The following is a 21536-nucleotide window of genomic DNA, read 5'->3' as shown; positions in this document are numbered from 1 at the left end:
TGATAAGTGTGTTTATTGCCATCAAGACTTGGCTTTGTGCCTATTATAACAGCTGTAAACGTACTTTTATTCCTTCTGTTAACAGCAAATTTTATTGTTTACTTTTACCTTTCATACTTTCTTATTGCTAGTAGCATACTTAGCTACTCATTCATATTATTATAATTAATGAGGTGATGTAAATTCTGTTTATAAACTTTCATCTACTCCTACTCTTCATTTTTTTCCAAGGTGAAGCTCTCGCAATAATATAATTCTACACCCCAATATTTATTACGATATTTACCTGCAAACCAATTACTTTAAACTGTATACTCTTCCTGATTTATGAGCCAAAGATTTAAATCTTACGCTGTAAGTATGCTGCTGTTCACCTTATGTTTAGCGGTATTCAGTTTATGCGCTCAACCTAAATACAACTTAAAACATTACACCACTACAGACGGCTTATCACATGATAGGGTTACTTGTATTTTAAAAGACACTGAAGGCTTTATGTGGTTTGGTACATGGGATGGTATCAACCGTTTCGATGGGTATAACTTTATCACTTATAAAGGCAGGGCGGGAGACAGTTCAAACCTTGAGAATAACAAAATCAGGATAATTGTTGAAGATAAAGCTCACTACCTGTGGGTAAAAACCTTTGATAACAAAATTTATCGGTTCGATAAAAAAAAGGAGGGTTTTTTAGCTATACAAGGTAAAAATGCCTTACCCAATGTTAAAGATGTTCTTGTTGACCGCATCATTCCTACAAATGATGGCGACGTCTGGCTGCTTAGTCAAAAGCAAGGTGCACTATGCGTTTCAGGTCAATCTGGTGAACGCGTAACAATTAAGGCTTTCAACCAATTTGCTAAAGGCTCTGCCCAACTTGCCGGCAACGAAATTAACTTCTTATACCAAGATTCTAATCTCAACCTTTGGTTTGGCACATCGAAAGGCATTACTGCATTATGTAAGGACGGAAAAAAGTTGGTTAATCTAACATTCGACCAAAATTGTAAAGTATTGGGAAGTGGTTTTGATTTTACCTGCTTTAAGCAACAAGCTAGTAAGATTTACTTTGGTACGCGTCAAGGTGTAGTATTTTGTTATGACTTATCTAGTAAAAATCTCCATCAAATTAATGCCGCTGATGGTGCATGTATTAATGCTTTGGAGCTTGAGGGTAATAAGCTTTATCTTACTACAACAGGTAAAGGACTAATTCAATATGATCTTACGTCTGGTAAAAAACAAGCATTTGTAACCAGGTATGCTACACTGCGTAAAATTTATCTTGACAAGTATGGTTTACTATGGCTCGAGCCAAGTGGAGGTATCATAAAATTTAATCCCACAAATAAAACGTACAAGCATTTTATTCAAAAGAAAGATGCGGAAACGCAGGTTATACATACAACTTATCAGGTGTTTGAAGATGCGTACGGCATATTGTGGTCGTGCATGGCAGGTGGAGGGTTTGGTTATTATGACCGTTCTGCTGATGAGTTTAAATATTTTCATGATAAGCCAGGTACTGCCGAGCAGCAATTTTCAAATGTGGTAACTGCTTTATATACTGACCCTACCGGTATTGTTTGGTTTAGTGGTTACGATAGAGGCATTAACAAAATCATTCTCCATCCGGCAATATTTAATCACCAATTAGTTGATAAAAATGCGGATGCAAAAACGGTCAACGAAGTACGTTCGCTTTGCGAAGATCATAACGGTGTTTTATGGGTGGGCACAAAAGCCGGGGAGATACTCACTTATAAAAACGGAGTTAAGCAGACCAATCCGTTTATCAACCTTAATCCACGTGATTTAAATAGAGTATACTGCATAGTTGAAGGGAGGAATCGTACCATATGGATAGGTACAAAAGGAAGTGGCCTTATAGAGGCGGTTCCACTCGCAAGCGATTCATCAAAGTATAAAGTAATCAGGCATGTTAATGATCCGCTGAACAAGAATAGCATTAGCAGCAATTTGGTGTATACGGTTTTGGAAGACAAGCGAGGCAGAATATGGATTGGCACATTTGCAGGGGGCCTAAATTTATTAGTGCGTAACGGAAACAACACTGTATTTAAAAATCAAAATAATTCGTTTAAAAACTACGCACAAGCCCGTGCTAACGGCGTAAGGCATCTTCAGGAAGATTCAAGAGGGAATATTTGGGTTGCCAGTACTAACGGTTTGGTAATTTTTAATCCTTCGCAAGGTATTGAAACATTTAAGTTTCATAGATACACCAAAGTGCGCGGAGACGAAACCTCTTTAGGAGCTAACGATGTACAATACATTTTACGCGATGCAAGCGGAACCATGTGGCTTGGTACTTTCGGTGGTGGATTGCAAAAGGCATTAACTGACTTTGATTTAAATAAAAAAATTAAATTTCAGGTATACACAACTGCTAATGGTTTGCCTAATGATATTGTTTTAAGTATAGCGGCCGATAACAGACAACATTTGTGGATTGCTACGGAAAATGGCTTGTCGGAATTCAATCCGCTAAATCAAACATTTAAAAACTATAATAATGATGACGGTCTTCCGCAAACACAATTTTCGGAATCGGCATTTATAAAAGGAAAGGGTGGGCAGTTGTACTTAGGTTGCCTAAACGGATTTGTTGATTTCAATCCTCAACAAATAGGAAATAACCGGCAAAATGCTACTATCGCATTTACTGGCTTTAAGGTGGCTAACAAGAGCATAGTACCGGGAAGCGCTGATTCAATTTTAACAAATGCTATTGATCAATCTCAAAAGATTGTGTTAAAGCATAATCAGAACTTGTTTTCAATCGATTACGTTGCTCTTAATTATAAAATTGCTAATAAAGTTTGGTACGCTTATAAGCTGGAGGGCTTTGACAAACAATGGAATTATGTTAAAGATGCCAGGCAGGCAACCTATACCAACGTTCCTCCTGGAAAGTATAGGTTTGTTGTGCGTACGGTAAGCAATTATCTGTTTAAAAATAAGCCCTACAAAAGTATAGTGATCACCATACTTCCGCCTTGGTGGCAAACATGGTGGGCCTATTTGATTTATCTGCTTTTACTGTGCATAGCGCTTGAGGTTGCAAGGCGGGTAATATTTACGATGATCAGGTTACGCCATCGTATTGCAGTTGAGAAAAAGATTTCGGCTATGAAGGTGGGATTCTTTACCAATATTTCGCACGAATTACGTACGCCCTTAACATTGATAATCAATCCGCTAAAGCAAATTGCGAAAGATGAAACTCTATCTGCCAAGGGACGTGAGCACATTAACCTGGTAAATAAAAACGCCGATAGAATGGTGCGTTTTATTAATCAGTTACTTGATTTCAGAAAATTGCAAGAGGGTAAGGCTGCCTTGAAATTATCACAAACAGACATTGTTCAGTTAGTAAAAAATACCACCTCATATTTTAGTGAAGTTGCAGTTGAAAAGGATATTGATTTTAATATTCATATTGATACGCCTTTTTATTTGCTGCCCGTTGACGAGGAGAAGGTGGATATTGTTATATACAACGTATTAGCCAACGCTTTTAAATATACGCCTTCGGGACGAAGCATTTCAGTTGCAATTAATACCCAGGCTAATGATGGTTTTACATCAATCAAAGTTATTGATGAAGGGATAGGTGTGCCTGACGATAAACTGAACGAAATTTTTGAATTATATTATGAAGGCTCTAACAGTGGTGCTGACGTAAAAGGGACAGGTATTGGCCTTGCATTCTCAAGAGAGTTAATCAATGCTCATCAGGGACAAATAACGGCAGAGAACAACCCTAATGGTGGAATGACTTTTACCATTAAGTTGAAAACGAACTTGCAAAATGTAAGCATTGGGGAGTATAAATCTTACGATACCAATCAACCAACAAATGTTGAACCCGCACAGAATTTGCCGCCGGCGGTTTATAAAAATGCCGGAGATTTGAATAAGTGGCTAGTCTTGATTGTGGAAGACAATACAGAGCTAAGAAAATTCTTATCCGATCAGCTTAGCGAATACTATCGTGTTGAAACAGCTGCAGATGGCGTTGAAGGACTGGAAAGAGCAAGAATCTTAAACCCCGATTTAATTATAAGCGATGTAATGATGCCCAAGATGGACGGAATTGCAATGCTTGATGCACTTAAAAATGAATTGTCAACCAGCCATATACCAGTTGTATTGTTAACTGCCCGGTCGTCAGTTGAGCATCAGATTGAGGGAATGCGGTATGGAGCTGATTTTTACGTTACCAAACCGTTTAATACGGAGTACGTAGTTGTTTTGGTTGAAAGCCTGATCAGGCAACGGAAGCAAATGTTCGCTAATCTTTTAAACAGTAAAAAACTTGTACAACTGTCTCCCGGCGAAATTTTAATTACCTCAAAGGATGAGGAACTATTAAAACTGGTGGTAGAAACCGTTGAGCAGGGGATGAGTGATTGCGATTTTAACATCGACGACGTAGCCGGCGCTGTGGGCTTAGGTCGTACAACTTTTTATAAAAAGCTTAAGAGTTTAACGGGATTAGCCCCGGTTGAATTTGTTAAGGAGATGCGACTTAAACGTGCTAAGCAATTAATTGATTCGGGCGAATTTAATATGTCCGAAATCTCCTATCAAATTGGATTTAACAGCTCAGGTTACTTTAGTACATGTTTCAAAGAGAAGTACGGACAAACCCCTTCTCAATATTTAAAATCGCTTAAAGAAGCACATTCTTAAGTTAATTAGTTTTTTAAAAACCCTTCAAACAACATAAAAAAATGCGATTTGACAAATTTTAAAAACTATTTGTCAAATTTTAAAAACTCCATTTGTGCTTTCATATTAGGTTTGCTGTACAATTATAAACCGCCGATGCCCGGCAAACATTAAAGAACAACGTTTTAACTTTTTTGATAAACTTAAAGCCCTCTGTTTTTAAAATTTAGTATTACCGGCATCAGCATCGAACCAATTTTTAAGTAATAATTCACATAAGACCAGCTGCCCAAAAGGTGGAGGTGTAATACTATGCATTTTATATGAGGAGAATTTTACCTAGTGTATTATTGATTTTATTGGCGCTGTTTTTACTCAACTCATGTACAAAGAAGGAGTTTAATGAGCGTTACGAACGCCCGGCAAACCTGGCCGATCCAATATATCAGCAATTGGAAAAGCGCGGGAATTTTAAAAGCCTGCTTGTTTGTATTGATAAGGCAGGTTATAAAGATATATTAAGCAAAGCGGGTTTCTGGACAATGTTTGCTGCTAATGATGCAGCTTTCAGCCAGTTTTTAAAAGAAAAGAACCTGAACAGTGCCGCCGATATTGACGCTTCTACAGCCGAAAAGATCGTACGATATGCGTTGGTATTCAACGCCTTTAAAACTGATAGGCTTCCTGACTATCAGGCGCTAACTGGCTGGGTGCCTAACATGGCTTTCAAACGTCGTACCGCTTATTACGATGCGCCGCAAACAACTAATTATAACGGCAAGGATATTACCTTCATTAATTCTAACCGTAATAACAGAGGCGGACTCACTTATTTTACCGTAAGCGATAACAATAATAAGTATGTTCCATACATACTCGACAGATTTTTAACGCCTAAAAATCTTACACCGGCCGACTATAATTACTTCAATACACAAAATCCTTACAATGGCTTTAGCGTGGGCGATGCCCAAGTGGTAAGCAGCAATATAATTGCCGAAAATGGGGTAATACATGAGATTAACCGCGTGCTAATGCCGCTACCAAGTATTGATCAATACCTGAATGGCAACACTCAGTATAGCTTGTTCAAATCATTGTTTGACAAGTATATGGTATCTTACATTGTAAGCCCTGAAGCTACAGCCAAAAACCTTGAAAACACAGGTATACAAAAAGACATTTACGTTAAGCTATATGATGCAGGACTAGCCTACTCTCCAAATAACGAAAACTACCTGAAGCTGGATGATAACGATGGGCAGATGGAAGGCTATTCGATGTTTGCGCCAACCAACACAGCACTTAACGATTATATAAATAACGTATTACTCGAGTACTATCCATCGCTTGATGCATTGCCAAAAGAAATAATGTATGATTTCTTAAATGCTCATATGTTTTTAACAACTGTGTGGCCAAGCAAGTTTGCAAGCACAACCAACGGACAGGGGCAAGGTGCCTTGTTTAACCCGGCTGCTGATGTTGTTGATAAAAAGCTGTTAAGTAACGGTGTATTTTATGGTACCAGTAAGGTGCAAAATGCAAACGTGTTTAGCACGGTATTCGGTCGTGCTTATTTAAATCCTAATTACTCGTTAATGACCCGTGCTTTAACACTGGCATTAAAGGCAAACATTATTAACACCAGTTTAAAGTATACGCTGTTTTTAACCTCAGATGAAAAGCTGAGAGCCCTTGGTTTTAATTATGACCTGGATGCTAATACCTGGAGATATACGCCACCAGGTGGTGGAACTGCATTGTCAGGTTCATCGGCACTTGATAAGCTTAACCGTATCATTAATACCCAGGTTGTGCGGGCTGATGTTACAAGCATTGCAGGTAACGGTATCTTGGAGACTTATGATGGTGAGTATATCCGTTATAGTAATAACACAGTTTATTCTGCCGGAAACCGGGACGCAGGTATTGTGTTAAATGCCACCAGCTCTCGTAAAACTGAAAACGGTACAGTTTATTACATTGACGGTCTGCTTTCTGAGCCAAGTCTGTCAGTAGGCAAACATCTTGAGGCATTAGCAGCCCAGGCAAATTCTCCTTATAAAAAGTTTGTTGATTATGTTAAGGCATCAACTATTTACAATACGTCAAACGGTGAAATTTTAGGTGTTACGGCAGGCTCTTTTTATACAGTACTTGCGCCAACAAACACTGCCATTGATGCTGCTATAGCTCAAGGATACTTACCGGCAACAACATTACCAACCGACCAGATAGGACGCGATAAGGTGGCAAACTTTATAAGGTACCACATTATTCAAAAAGCAACCGTTGTACCTGATGGTAAAAAGGAGGGAGGCTTTCTAACCTTGCTGCAGCGAGCTAACGGTACCAGCACTACGGTAGCGGTTACTAATGTTGGCGTTAACAACATGCAGGTAAAAGATATGATGGGTGGGAGCGCAAATGTAGTGGCAGCCAGCAGCAATAACTTATCTAACCGCACGGTGATTCATTTGCTCGACACTTTTTTGAAGTTTAACGCAAATTAAACTACACCATAAACAAATTATAACCAATTGCAATTGATGGTTGCCGGTTTAACCTCCCGGCAACCTACCAAACCATTAATAACCTTAATTAATGAAAAAAATATTTACTCATCTTTTTATCTGTTGCTTTATACTGTTGCCCGCAGTGTTTGTAAATGTGGTAAAAGCCCAAACCACGGTTGCACCTGTTGCCACCGTACGCGGTAAAGTAACCGACAGAAAAGATAAGGCACCTCTGGTGGGCGTAACGGTGGTTGAAGTTGATAAAGAGAAACGTATTGTTGGCGGCGTATCAACCGATATTGATGGTAACTATGCACTTCGGGTTAAAAGCCGTCAAAACAAAATATCAATATCGTTAATAGGCTACAAAACCATAACGATGGATATAAATGACCGCAGTACGCTTAATATATCATTAGAACAAAGTTCAAATACACTAAACGACGTTACAGTTACCGCAAATAAAACATCAAGTAATGGCTTGCTGCAAATTGATACCCGCAATTCAACTACAGCCGTTGCGAAAGTGAGTGCGAAAGACATCGAAGAGTTATCTGCCTCTTCTATTGATCAGGCTATTCAGGGTCGCCTTCCGGGTGTTGATATAGCTGCCAACTCGGGCGATCCGGGTGCAGGAATGCAAATCCGTATACGTGGCACTTCAACAATAAACGGATCAACCAATCCACTTATTGTGTTGGACGGTATGCCTTATGATACCAGTATACCAACCGATTTTAATTTCGGAACTGCCGATGAGCAAGGGTATGCGTCTTTATTAAACATTGCACCTGCTGATATTCAGGATATATCTGTACTTAAAGATGCTGCCGCAACTGCGGTTTGGGGTTCAAGGGCGGCAAACGGCGTGCTGATTATTAATACCAAACGCGGGCGTGTTGGCTCTCCTCAGGTTACTTACACTATGCGTGCTACGGCGTCAAGACAGCCCAATGCCATACCTATGCTTACGGGTGATCAATATTCTCAGCTAATTCCTGAAGAGGTGATGAATCGCACGGGTACTCCATTGAATACCCAAACAGTGAAAGAATTTCTATACGATCCGAGCGACAGGTATTATTACAATAATTATAGTAATAACACCGATTGGATTGGAGCCATAACCCGCACAGGTATTATGCATGATCATAACTTGTCGTTATCGGGTGGTGGCGAGAAGGCACGTTACTTTTCGTCAGTAAGTTACCTTAACCAGCGCGGAACAACTTTAGGTACCGCTCTAAACAGGGTTACTACACGTATAAACTTAGATTATAACGTATCTGATCGTATCAAGTTCCGTACGGATGTGTCTTACACCCACTCAAATACTGATAAGGTTTACAATGATGATGCCCGTAGCATAGCTTACCAAAAAATGCCAAATATGAGCATTTATGAAATCAACAGTCTTGGTAACAATACCGGTAATTACCTATCTCCGTTGCAAAACATACAAGGAAGTTACCCGGGCACCTTTAACCCTGTAGCTTTACTTTCATCAGGTATAAACAACATTGTAGGCGAGCGCATTGTACCGCACTTTACTTTGCAGTATGATATTGTTCCAAACTTGTTTCGTGCAACTGCAGATGTTCAGTTTGATATAAACAATACCAAAAACCGCAGTTTTTTATCGCAAATAGCCACTGGTTTGCCTGTAAGTGACTTAAATGTAAACCGTGCTTTTGACGGTGACGTTGATCAGTTTAGTATTCAAACCAAAACCAATTTCATTTATACTCCAAGGTTAAATGAGAAGCACAATTTTACAGGTCTTGTTTCATTTATCACCAATGACAGCAAGGCAACCGTACTGCAAAGCGAATCGTCAAACTCAGGTTCAGTATTTTTACAAGATCCATCGGTTGATACACGGGTGCTTAATTTAAGATCTTCATTAGGGCAAACACGTAGCGTTGCAGCTTTAATTAATGCCCAGTATGGATTTTTGGACCGTTACATTGTCAATTTTGCGCTACGTACCGATGGCAACTCTAAGTTTGGTCCTGTGCATCGCTGGGGTTTGTTTCCGTCAATATCTACCCGTTGGAGAATTTCAGGCGAACCGTTTATGCGTAAACTCACCTTTTTTGATGACTTAAGCTTAAGAGCCAGCTATGGTAAAAGTGGTAACGAACCAAAAAATAACTACACATTCTTTAACACTTACGGCAACTACGCTTATGACTACTTAGGTTCCTCGGCCGTGTACTCACAAAATATCGAATTACGTAACCTGCGCTGGGAAACCGTTACCGGCCAAAACGTTGGTTTGACCTTCTCAATGTTAAAGAGCCGTATTAACGTTGATATTGACCTTTACCGCAACCGCACCACCGACCTGTTTTTTAACGACCTGCAATTGCCAGGCATATCAGGCTTTAGCAAAATTAACATGAACGTTGGTACCATGGACAATCAGGGATGGGAAGTAAACCTTAACACCGTTGCCGTGAGAGGTAAAAAGCTAATGGTTGAAATGAATTTCAACATAGCTAACAATACCAATATTATTCGCAGTATATCTCCTTATTATCCAAGCACTAAAGGTGATATTACCACTAACGGCAGCTATAAAACCATTTTACAAATTAATAATCCATTCGGTTCCTTTTATGGCTTCCGTTACAAAGGAGTTTATCAGGATCAGGCAGCAACTGTTGCTACCAATGCAAACGGGCAACCTATTGTTGGGTTAGACGGTGTGCCACTTCAAATGCGCTTTAATTATCCGGCAACTGATTACGTATTTAAACCAGGCGACGCCATGTATGAAGACATTAACCATGATGGCAACATTGATTATAAAGACGTGGTTTACCTGGGTAACGGTAACCCCAAATTTACCGGTGGTTTTGGACCAACAATTACTATAAACGGTAATTTTAAGCTTAACGCCTTCTTTGCTTTCAGGTACGGTTATCAGTTGGTAAATGGTACGCGTATGCAAACCAGCAATATGTACGGCTTCAATAATCAAAGTACTGAGGTATTAAAGAGATGGCGTAATGAAGGCGACGATACCGACGTTCCGCGTGCACTTTATAATGACGGGTACAATTGGTTAGGATCAGACAGGTACGTAGAGAATGGTTCATTTATACGCCTGCGTTCGGTTACGGCCAGGTACAACTTTACAAAGCGTATGCTAACCAAAGTAGGGGTACGTAGCGCCAGTGTGTATTTCACCGCTGAAAATCTTTTGACGTTTACCAAATATACCGGTCAGGACCCTGAAGTTTCTGTAAGAGGTAGTGATCCGTTCAGGGTGGCAACAGATAACTCGATGACGCCGCCAACCCGCAACCTGGTAATGGGCTTAGTACTTGGCTTTTAATAATATTGAATGAGTATTGATATGAATATAAAAATCAAATTCTATACTGTACTGCTGCTGCTTGTTACACTCAGCTCAACGTCGTGTAACAAATATCTTTCGCTTGAACCGCAGGATGGTATCATAAGGCAAAACTTTTGGAAAACCAAAGAACAGCTTAAGGCAGCTGTTAATGGTTGCTATGCCGGTATGCTGGCCGATCCGTTGGTTGAAAACCTTTTCTTGTGGGGCGAACTAAGAGGTGACATGCTTGCAGCCGGGGTAGGCGTGCGCAACGCCGAGCTTAACGTAATAAACGTCAACATATCATCAACTAATACTATTGCCGATTGGTCTATCATCTATAAAGCAATAAACAACTGTAATACAGTGCTCGATTTTGGCCCTGAGGTGCTTAAATATGATAATACCCTTACCCAGGCAACCCTCAACGGTTATTTAGGTGAAGCAATGGCCTTACGTGGCTTACTGTATTTTTACTTGGCCCGCAGTTTTGGTGATGTGCCGTTAAAGCTTAAGTCAACCAGTAGTGATGATGACAATCTTGAAATTGCTAAAAGCACACAGCAACAGGTTTTTGATCAGATAATTGCCGACTTGAAGCAGGCTGAGCAATTTGTAGCAACATCATACGGTAACCGTAATGACGACAAAGGCCGCATAACCCGCTATACTGTAAACGCAATTTTGGCCGATGTTTACTTATGGCTTGATAAGTACGATGATTGTATTAAAGCTTGTGATTACATCATCAATTCCAACCAATTCACCCTTGTGCCGGGTGATAACAACTGGTATTCAACCGTATATTTTCAGGGCAACTCAAATGAAAGCCTTTTTGAACTGCAGTTTAATCAAAACAAGCTTAACCCGTTCTACAACATGTTTATCAATTTTAAACGGTTTAGAGCAGCGTTGAAGGTAGCAGCCGAGGTTTACACACAAGACTTTTTTGATATTACCAACATTGATATACGCGGTAATGATGCATCACTGAAATTTAACGATGGTACAATTTATAAGTACCAAGGCATAAACGCCAACTCATCACGTACGCCGGCGGCCTCGTTTGCACATTGGTTTGTATACCGTTATCCTGATGTATTGCTGATGAAGGCGGAAGCGCTTAACCAGCAAGGTAATGGACAGGCTGCTTTAAATGCTATTGAGGTTATTCGTACGCGTGCTAATGCATTACCAAGCTCAGCAATGGTTGTTGATCCAACCGACCGTAACGGAGTAACTGACTATTTACTGGCAGAAAGGGCCCGCGAGTTTGCTTTTGAAGGCAAACGCTGGTATGATTTATTACGCAACGCCCGCCGCAACAATTACGAAAGGCTTGATTTGATATTGAATGTTGTACCAACAACAGCAGCAGATGAATATCAGCAAGCGGCCATAGTTAAACTCAGAGACAAACGCAGTCACTACTTTCCAATTTTCTTATACGAACTGCAAACCAATAAAGCACTGGTTCAAAACCCATTTTATCAATAAGTTCCATTTAAATAAGTGTTTATGAAAATATTAAACTCATACAAATGGCTTGCATCGGTAACGGTAGTAGTACTGGTGGCCGTTATGCTAAGTGGCTGTAAACGCGAAGAGTTTACCGAAACCACAACCGGCGATGTTAACATTACCGAATACCTGCAGCAAGATCCTAATCAATTTTCAACCTTATCAAAAGTGTTGCAGATAACCGGTAGCGATAACTCGTTAGGCGGATATGGTACATACACCTTATTTGCACCAACCAATGAGGCTTTTGCTAAATACCTTATCGAATCAGGTAAAACATCGGTAGATCAATTGGGCGTGGAAGAGTTGAAAGACCTGGTACGTTTCCATTTGATAAGGGATACTATCACCACCGATAAGTTTACCGATGGTAAGTTGCGTACTAATACCATGTACGGCCAATCAATACTAACCGGCGCCCAAAATATAAATGGTGTAACAACCCTTACCATTAACCGCCAGGCAACGCTGGTAAAGGGAAACATACGTGCCGGTAACGGAATTGTGCATGTTATTGACAGAGTTTTAAAGCCTTCCAGGTTAACGCTGGCACAGGCAATAGAACAAAATCCAAACTATAGCATATTTACCCAGGCGTTAAAAGAAACCGGCTTTTATGACAGCCTTAACGTACTGCCTGTTAACGCTCCTGATACCAACAAACGTTTTCAAACGGTGCTGGCGCAATCAAATGCTGTGTTTGCAGCCGCGGGTTATAGCTCTTACAGTGCCTTAAAAAATCGCTTTTCAAAAACAGGTGATCCAAAATCAGTGACTGATAGCCTTCACTTGTTTATGGCTTACCATATTTTGCCCGGATTAAAATACTTACCAGACATTTTCAATGCATCATCGCACGTAACCTTGGCGCCGCTTGATGTAATCACCACCAAGCTAGTGAACCAGCAAATACTGGTGAACGATGACACTTTTGATGGCAAGTATGAGCCGGGAGCACTTATAAACCGTGCGGCAAGTGATAACACTACAGCCAATGGTGTATTGCATGACATGGCTGCGCATTATGCAATCAAAGTGCGTTTCCCTATACCGGTTTATTGGGAAGTAACTGACCAGCCTGAGTTTAAAAGGCTGACAGGAGTATATCGCGTAACCAATAAATCAAGCCCTAACTATGTTACCGGCGATTTACAAGACGTAAAATGGCAAACCGGTTCGGTGAGCTATCGTGTGGCTCCCGAGGCTCGTCAGTTTTATGTGTATAACAACGATTATTTATTTATTGCGGCTTTACGTACCGCAGCTACAGCAAACAGTTTTGTTGAATTCAAAACTCCGCTACTAGTAAAAGGCCGTTACAAAGTGTGGGTTTGCTTCATTCGCCGTGGCGGAGGTAAAGGTGTATCTGTTCTGTTCAATGGCGAGCCGTTATCACGTGTGCTTAATCTTACCGAAAGTTTACCGGCACAGGTACTGGTAGGTAACCGCTGGACGTATCCTGCAGGCACCTCGCCTGAGTCGTTAGAAGCACTGGGCAAAAAGATAGTTTTTGGTGGGCCTAGCGTACCATACTATAATAACCCGGCACAAACCATAGAGTATTACAGAGATAGTTACGGCTTATTAGCAGGTACCATTGATGTGCAGAAAACAGACAGGCACAATCTAAGGCTTCAAGCGGTGGCCGATGGTTCGGGTGATGTGCAAATTGATATGATTCATTTCATACCCGAAAACATGGACCAGCTGTATCCGAAGTTTAACCCGGATGGCTCAGTAATTCAAAAACCACAGTAAATCTTCGGACTAATTTATCATGACGGTAAAATATAACAGAATTCTGCTTTTAGTTTGCGTGGTTGCAGCCTTGCTTGGCTGCAACAAATACGCCGACGAAACCAAAGTGAATAACGAAGCTTTGGAGCAAACACTTGCTCAGCTAATAAGGGAAACACCGACCCTGAGCCGCTTTAACGAACTGCTGATTAAAACAGGCTTTGATAAAGTGCTTGAAGGTTCAAAAATGTACACAGTTTGGGCGCCCGATAACCAAACACTGCAAGCGCTTGATGCGGGCACATTAAACGATGCCGAACGTTTGAAACAATTTGTTGGTAATCATATAGTAAACCTGAGTTACTATACCAATACCCCAAACCCGGTTTCGCGCATAAAAACGCTAAACGGTAAATACATTAAGTTCAGTGCTACTCAATTTGAAGATGCAGGCTTATTATCGGCCAATAAGTATGTAAGTAACGGCGTATTGCACACCATCAACAAAATTGTACTTCCACGGCAAAATGTTTGGGAGTATGTAAGCAGCACAGCCTACAAACAAAAAGCCTACATCAATGCACTCGATTATCAGGCAATTGATTCGGCGAAGGCCGTACAAATTGGTTTAGATCCCGTTACCAGCAAGCCAATTTACCAGCCGGGCACCGGTATAATTACCCGTAACTTGCTTTTTGACAGGGTAGGTGATTTACGTAATGAGGACCAGGAGTACACCTTTATATTACTTACTGATGCTGCGGTTGATGCCGAGCGCGCCAAGCTTAAGCCTTATGTGCAAGGTGCAAATAATGATGAAACAGAACGTTTGAGTTCGCTTCATGTAATTAAAGACCTTGTTATTAAAGGTAATTACGCCTTGCAAGATTTACCCGCGTCAATAGTCTCGGCTGATGGTGTTACGGTGCCAATTGATAAAACGGCAATTATTGATACGCGCATAACCAGTAATGGTACTGTATACATTATGAGTACGGCAAACGTAAAACTTAGTGATAAAATACGCCCCGTAAAGCGCGAAGGCGAACAGCCTGATGGCTTCAGCCGCACCGATAAAAGCGGCAATATTGCTTATCGTTTGAGGCTTAACCCACTTAGCGGGCAACAGTTTAACGACATTTATATTTTCAATCATAAAATTCCGCTGTTTAATGTGCGCTATAACCTTAAAGAGCTTTACAAAGTGCCTTACAAAGTTTATTGGGTTGCACCAAACGATGTTCAAACGGTAGCGTTTAGACAACGGTTTGCCATTAACGATCCACTGTCTACAGCATTTGCCGAAACTGATGTACCACTAAAAAATTACAATCAGGTTTTTGTTGGTGACTATGTTCCGGCGCAATTTGGCGGGGTAACTGCATACGTGGTTGCTGCCAACAATGGGGTAGATGCTACCAACTCTATAAACGTAGACTACTTTGTGCTGGTACCGCAACTTCCCTGATTTATAAAACTCTTGAAGCAATTATATAACCTATAAACATGCGCATTTCTACTCCCATACACGTTTTAGCTATTTGCGGAAGTATATGTTTTTGTACGGCGGCTAACGCACAGCAAAAAGATAGCACCCGGGTGGCCGTTACGTCTGCAAATAAAATTAAGAACGGTTATGAGGTAACAGGTCAGGTTACCGATGCAGCAACCAAAAAGCCTGTTCCGGGCATAAATGTGGTTGTGCAGGATATAGCCGCCGCAATTACCGATGATAAGGGTAACTTCAAAATTGTAGTACCATCAAAAACCAGTGTACTTCAATTTTCGGGGCAGGGGTTTCAGTATAAAGACGTTGCCGTAAACGGTCGTAAGGTAATCAATGCATCACTTTATGAAGATGGCTTTACATCAGCATATGATTTGGTGACGCTTCCTTTCCGCCAAGCGCCTAAATCACAAATTAGTTATGCAGTAACTTCGGTAAATACCGACGGAAGCTGGACACGCAATAAAGAAACGCCGGATAACTTTTTACAGGGGCAAGTAGCCGGATTGAACGTTATACGCCGTTCGGGAACGCCGGGAGTTGGTGCCGAAGTGTTTTTACGCGGTTTCAATTCATTAAATGCCACTAACCAGCCTCTTTACGTTATTGACGGAATGATTTATGACGCCAACAGTTACGGGCGATCAATCATCAACGGGCACGTAACCAATCCACTTTCAAATATTGATATTAAAGACATTGATAACATAACCGTTATTAAAGATGGAGCCTCCTATTACGGAAGCAGGGGAGCAAACGGTGTAATCCTGATCAATACAGCACACGCAAAAGAGCTTACTACCCGTATTGACTTTGCAGCCTATGGCGGAATGAACTTTACACCGAAGCAAATTCCTCTGCTAAATACTACCGATTACAGGTTGTATCTTACTGATGTGCTGCGAAGCGCGGGTCAAACTGATGCTCAGATACAGGCGCAGCCGTATATGAATGATGATCCTGCAAACCCAACTTACTATCAGTATCACAACAATACCAACTGGCAAAAAAAGGTGTTCACCAATAGCTATAGCCAAAACTATTACTTGAAGGTAACAGGTGGTGACAATATTGCTAAGTATGCACTCTCAGTTGGTTACCTTAATAATGATGGTTTAACTGATAGCACTAACCTTAAAAGATACAGTACCCGTTTTAATGCCGATTTAAACCTTACACCCAAATTAACAGCTAACACAAACCTGTCTTTTTCATCTTCAGAGCAGATACTTAAAGATCAGGGTTTAACTACAGCCAATCCGGCATTGATAGGCCTGATCAAAGCGCCGTTCTTGTCTGTAAATCAAATCTCTGAAACCGGCGTGCAGTCTCCAAACCTGGCCGATGTCGATATATTTAACGTAAGCAACCCTGTATCCCTCATCAGGAATGCACAGCAAACCAATAAATATTATCGTTTTTTTGGTTCGGTAAAGTTCAATTTTCAATTTAACAAGCATCACAGTGTAAGCTCACTTACCGGGCTGGTGTATGATAAAGTGCGCGAGAATACCTTTATCCCTCGTATGGGGGTAGTGCCTGATACCTTGCGTAATGCAATAGCATATAGTCGCTTAGGTGCATCAATACAACGGTATAACTCTTTTTACAATGATACATGGTATTCATACAAACGTGCCTTTACAGGTGAGCATGATGTACTATTTAATGCAGGCTTCAGGTATCATGATAGCGAGAGCGAGCAGGACTATGCTCAAGGCTATAATTCACCAACCGATGATTTCGTAAGTATTGGCAACGGCGTTACAAACTTGCGCAGGTTAACCGGAGATTATGGTAAATGGAAATGGCTTAATGCCTATGCCGCGCTGAATTACAGCTTTCGCAGTAAATACTTTTTATCTGCAAACCTATCTGCTGATGGCTCATCACGTTTTGGACGCGATATACCCGGCGCATTAAGTATTGCAGGTAATAAATATGCAGTGTTACCATCAGTAGCGGCAAGCTGGTTAATATCATCAGAAAAGTTTTTAGCGTCTGTTAAATCTATCGATCTTTTAAAATTCCGCGCCAGCTATGGGCTTACCGGTAACGACGATATTGGTAATTACAATACCCGTTCATACTACCACGCTCAAAACCTGTTAGGCTCTCAGGGCCTTGTATTGGCTAACATTGCCAACCCCCAATTACAATGGGAACTTAACAAAAAAGCTAACGTTGGTCTTGATGTGGCTCTTTTTAATGAGCGTCTAAATTTCAGTATTGATGCTTACCACAACGTTACTTCAAAAATGATCACGCTCGATCCGTTGAACACTGCTGCGGGTATGCAGTACGTGATTGCCAACAGCGGCGGTATGCGCACAAACGGTATTGATTTAAGCCTTAACAGCCGAATTATAAATAATGCCGTTAAGCTTGATGTTGGACTTAACGTATCAACTTACAGCAATCGCATTACCGCTTTACCCGCCGATAATTTAATAACCAACTATGCTGGCGCCACCATGATTACTCGTATTGGGCAGCCTACAGCTATGTTTTATGGCTATAAAACTAACGGAATTTATACTTCTAACAATGAAGCCACCCAAGCCGGCTTAAGTATAAGAGGTACAGATGGAAGTCTGGTGCCGTTTAAAGGCGGTGATGTACGGTTTATTGATGTAAACAACGACAAGGTTATAGACGATAATGACCGCCAGATTATAGGCAATCCCAATCCTGATTTTATAGGAAGCTTTAATGGTAAGGTGAGCTATAAAAATTTGTCGCTCACAGCGTTGTTTACTTTCAGTAGCGGTAATGACTTGTACAATGGTCAGCGTGCAATTTTACAATCACTGTCATCCCCGGCAAATAAATTTGCTAACGTAGTAAACCGGTGGAGGTTTGACGGGCAGGTTACCGACGTACCACGTGCTGCATACGGAGATCCGATGGGTAATGCGCGGTTTAGCGACAGGTTTATTGAAAGTGGATCATACGTACGGTTACGTACCATTGCAGTGAATTATAATCTGCCTATTAAGCCAAAGTTGCTTAAGTATGCAACCATTTATTTAACTGCCGATAACCTATTTACTGTTACCAAATACCTCGGCTATGACCCGGAATTCAGCGCCGGAAGAAGCCCGTTGGTACAAGGTATTGATACGGCGCTCGAACCACAATTCCGCTCTGCACAGTTAGGTGTTCGTATAGGATTATAAAACTCAAAAACATGAAATTTAAATTTGCCCCCTATATAAAAGCCGCAGCATTGGTTGTAATGCTTACAGGTTCTTACTCGTGCCGTAATATGTATGATGTAGAACCTCAAAACCAGGTTGACGCAAAAAATATGTTCCGTAACATCTATGACGCAGATGCTGCGGTCATAGGCATCTATGGTAAAGTGTTGGGTTTGGCCCGGCAATACGAAGTGCTCAATGAACTACGTGCCGACCTGATGGACGTAACACCCAACGCAGGTGCCGAGTTACAGCAAATCAATACTCACAATGTGCTCGACGGCAATAGCTACGCCGACCCGAAACCGTTTTACTCGGTAATATTGAGTTGTAACGATGTGATGAAGAACCTGAAGTTGATGTATGATACCAACAAGCTCACAGCTAACGATTATAACCAACGCTGGAGTGACGTTGCTGCGCTACGCTCATGGTTATACTTTCAGTTAGGGATTCACTTTGGCGAGGTACCTTACGTTACTGAGGCATTAACCAATGTAAACGACGTTAAAGACCAAAGCAAATACCCGCGTTTGAAATTGGATGCATTGGTGAAAACGCTTATCACATTTTTAGAGGCCTTGCCTTATAAGCTGCCTTACCCGGCTGCCAATACCATGGTTACGCAGATAGACGGCTACCCGTCGAAGCTGTTTTTTGTAAATAAAAAATGCTTGTTGGGAGACTTATATCTATGGAACAACGAATACCGTAAAGCCGCTACGGTATATAAAGAAGTGCTTGAAACTTCAACCCCTAATGGCCCGAGCGATAGCTACAACTATTTTAATACTTATACTTTAAATAGTGGTAGTGATAATGATGCTGTTACTACCAGTGCCTGGCAGGGGTTTTTGTCTCGCTCAATGCAAGACAGGGAGTTTCAGAGTGAGTGGATTTGGGCAATGGTTTTTGACAAAGCTTTTGCGCCTGAAAATCCGTTTGTTAATCTTTTTGCTAATAACGGCGGGCAGTACCTGGTAAAACCATCGCAAACCGCAATTGACAACTGGAACAGCCAGATACAAAACGATGGAACCCCATTTGATTTACGTGGCCCCAACAATACCTATAAAATTATAAATGGTCAGCCTGTTATAGTTAAGTTTCTATACAATTACTTAAGTACAACTACAGGTTTACCAATAAACGCCTTAGAGAAAAACGGACGCTGGTTTTTATACCGCACGCCCACTTTACACCTAAGGTACGCTGAAGCTGCCAACCGCGATGGGCAAACAAAAATTGCCTGGGCGCTGGTTAACGCCGGCATTAAAGGGGCCTATGATAATACTGCCGAACCAGATGCTACTAAACGCCGCATAACCAACTTGCCGGAGCCGTATATGTTTGACGCCCGCAAACTTGATGCACCTACAATAAGAGGTAAATTTCACCGCAACCTTGGTATACGGGCACGAGTTGGTACAATTAATTTAAGCGTTGCCTTTCAAACAGATATGGTAGGCATGGAAGATAAGTTGCTGGAAGAGGCAGCACTTGAACTGGCATATGAGGGCAACCGTTGGCAAGACCTCATGCGTGTTGCACTGCGACGTAATGACCCTGCATTACTGGCCGATAAGGTTTACAACAAATTGCTTAAAGACGGTAACCCTGCGGCAGCATCTGTAAGGTCACGCTTGATGAATACCGCTAACTGGTTTTTACCTTTTAAATAATCAGTAAACAATATAAATCTGTCTGTATGTCAATACTATCATTTATGATAACAAAATATAAGTTGCTTGTTCCGGCAATTACTATCGCTTCACTTGGCGTAGTTTTGCAGGTAAGTGCTCAAAAACTGGCTTTTCCTGAGGCAGAAGGATTTGGGCGTTTTGCCACAGGCGGCAGGGGAGGCGAGGTATATCACGTTACAAATTTGAATGATTCTGGCGAAGGCTCGTTTCGTGATGCCGTTAGTAAATCAAATCGCACTATCGTATTTGACGTAACGGGTGTAATAAAGATAACTGATAAGATAAAGGCATCTCCTAAAATAACCGTTGCGGGTCAAACAGCTCCGGGGCAAGGCATTGTAGTGTATGGTAACGGTGTATCATTTGCCGATAGCAGCATTATAAGATACATGCGCTTTAGAGGAAGCATAAACATGCCGCGGGGTGCCTGCACAGTAGTTGCTGATAATTGTAAGGATGTAATATTTGACCATGTGAGTATTGCCTGGGGGCGGTGGGATAATTTGCACATCAAAAACAGCAATAATATAACGCTTCAATATTGTTTAATAGGCGAATCTATTGATCCTCAGCGATTTGGTGCCTTATTCGAAAACCCAACCAATATAACTGTTCATCACAGTTTGTGGATAGATAATTCGAGTCGTAATCCAAAAGCAAAAGCTGGTATTGAGTACATTAACAATGTTATATACAATTGGGGGTCAAACGGTTTTGTAGGCGGGCATTCAGGTGCGGTACACACGCAGGATATCATCAATAATTATTTCATAGCGGGTCCTAATTCAAGCAAGTCATATATGGGTTTGTTTTCAGCTACAGACAGAGTTTACCAGCGTGGCAACTACTTAGATGCCAACAAGGATGGTAAACTGAACGGACGGTTACTTGTAGATTCGGATTTTGTAAAAAAGGGTCCCACTTTATTAAAAACATCAAACTACAAACCCGCCGTAAATATCGATAACGCTGCTTCAGCTTACAAAAAAGTATTGAATGAAGTAGGTGCATCCCTCCGGCGTGATGCGGTTGATGAGCGGCTGATTGGCTACCTTAAAAGTTTGGGTACCAAAGGGCAAATTTTCAAAACTGAAGCAGATGCCGGAGGCCAGCCTGATTTGCCTGCGGTTGAAAAACCCGCTGATAGTAACAACGACGGAATACCTGATAAATGGGACAAAAAGTTCAACGCAAACTCATCAAATGATGAAAATGGGTATACCCGACTAGAGAAATACCTTAACGATATTGTAAAGTTGAAATAAGACCTTGTAAACTACGTTTGCATTTTTAGTTGGTTTGCCG

The 21536-nt window shown here is 41.1% G+C and carries 9 protein-coding genes; all 9 read left to right on the top strand.

The window, feature by feature from the left end; translation table 11 throughout:
• Nucleotides 1–327 precede the first annotated feature (327 nt).
• Nucleotides 328–4719 carry a hybrid sensor histidine kinase/response regulator transcription factor gene (locus GO816_RS12745; RefSeq protein ID WP_157542309.1) on the top strand — a complete coding sequence of 1464 codons (4392 nt, stop codon included), beginning with the start codon at nucleotides 328–330 and terminating at the stop codon, nucleotides 4717–4719.
• Nucleotides 4720–5021: 302 nt separating this feature from the next.
• Entirely contained in the window at nucleotides 5022–7214 is a 2193-nt protein-coding gene (locus GO816_RS12740) for a fasciclin domain-containing protein (RefSeq protein WP_157542308.1), read from the top strand.
• Nucleotides 7215–7305: 91 nt separating this feature from the next.
• Nucleotides 7306–10560 carry a SusC/RagA family TonB-linked outer membrane protein gene (locus GO816_RS12735; RefSeq protein WP_157542307.1) on the top strand — a complete coding sequence of 1085 codons (3255 nt, stop codon included), beginning with the start codon at nucleotides 7306–7308 and terminating at the stop codon, nucleotides 10558–10560.
• 21 nt (nucleotides 10561–10581) lie between these two features.
• Nucleotides 10582–12060 carry a RagB/SusD family nutrient uptake outer membrane protein gene (locus GO816_RS12730; protein ID WP_198171514.1) on the top strand — a complete coding sequence of 493 codons (1479 nt, stop codon included), beginning with the start codon at nucleotides 10582–10584 and terminating at the stop codon, nucleotides 12058–12060.
• Nucleotides 12061–12081: 21 nt separating this feature from the next.
• Nucleotides 12082–13842, top strand: a complete 1761-nt coding sequence (locus tag GO816_RS12725) for a fasciclin domain-containing protein (protein ID WP_157542305.1) — start codon at nucleotides 12082–12084, stop codon at nucleotides 13840–13842.
• A 19-nt stretch (nucleotides 13843–13861) separates the two neighbouring features.
• A complete protein-coding gene (locus GO816_RS12720) occupies nucleotides 13862–15289 on the top strand; it encodes a fasciclin domain-containing protein (protein WP_157542304.1) in 1428 nt (475 codons plus the stop codon).
• A 38-nt stretch (nucleotides 15290–15327) separates the two neighbouring features.
• A complete protein-coding gene (locus GO816_RS12715; protein WP_157542303.1) occupies nucleotides 15328–18507 on the top strand; it encodes a SusC/RagA family TonB-linked outer membrane protein in 3180 nt (1059 codons plus the stop codon).
• Nucleotides 18508–18518: 11 nt separating this feature from the next.
• Entirely contained in the window at nucleotides 18519–20210 is a 1692-nt protein-coding gene (locus tag GO816_RS12710; RefSeq protein WP_157542302.1) for a RagB/SusD family nutrient uptake outer membrane protein, read from the top strand.
• Between the two features lie 44 nt (nucleotides 20211–20254).
• Entirely contained in the window at nucleotides 20255–21496 is a 1242-nt protein-coding gene (locus tag GO816_RS12705; RefSeq protein WP_232336567.1) for a pectate lyase family protein, read from the top strand.
• Nucleotides 21497–21536: the final 40 nt, after the last annotated feature.

The sequence above is a fragment of the Mucilaginibacter aquatilis genome, from assembly GCF_009755275.1.
Classification (GTDB): domain Bacteria; phylum Bacteroidota; class Bacteroidia; order Sphingobacteriales; family Sphingobacteriaceae; genus Mucilaginibacter; species Mucilaginibacter aquatilis.
This window is presented reverse-complemented; position numbering and strand designations above follow the sequence as displayed.

What these genes read in the sequence shown, in the direction of transcription:
- GO816_RS12740 (WP_157542308.1), top strand. Translation starts at nt 5,022, where the DNA reads ATGAGGAGAATTTTACCTAGTGTATTATTGATTTTATTGGCGCTGTTT.
- GO816_RS12710 (WP_157542302.1), top strand. Translation starts at nt 18,519, where the DNA reads ATGAAATTTAAATTTGCCCCCTATATAAAAGCCGCAGCATTGGTTGTA.
- GO816_RS12720 (WP_157542304.1), top strand. Translation starts at nt 13,862, where the DNA reads ATGACGGTAAAATATAACAGAATTCTGCTTTTAGTTTGCGTGGTTGCA.
- GO816_RS12735 (WP_157542307.1), top strand. Translation starts at nt 7,306, where the DNA reads ATGAAAAAAATATTTACTCATCTTTTTATCTGTTGCTTTATACTGTTG.
- GO816_RS12705 (WP_232336567.1), top strand. Translation starts at nt 20,255, where the DNA reads ATGATAACAAAATATAAGTTGCTTGTTCCGGCAATTACTATCGCTTCA.
- GO816_RS12715 (WP_157542303.1), top strand. Translation starts at nt 15,328, where the DNA reads ATGCGCATTTCTACTCCCATACACGTTTTAGCTATTTGCGGAAGTATA.
- GO816_RS12745 (WP_157542309.1), top strand. Translation starts at nt 328, where the DNA reads ATGAGCCAAAGATTTAAATCTTACGCTGTAAGTATGCTGCTGTTCACC.
- GO816_RS12725 (WP_157542305.1), top strand. Translation starts at nt 12,082, where the DNA reads ATGAAAATATTAAACTCATACAAATGGCTTGCATCGGTAACGGTAGTA.
- GO816_RS12730 (WP_198171514.1), top strand. Translation starts at nt 10,582, where the DNA reads ATGAATATAAAAATCAAATTCTATACTGTACTGCTGCTGCTTGTTACA.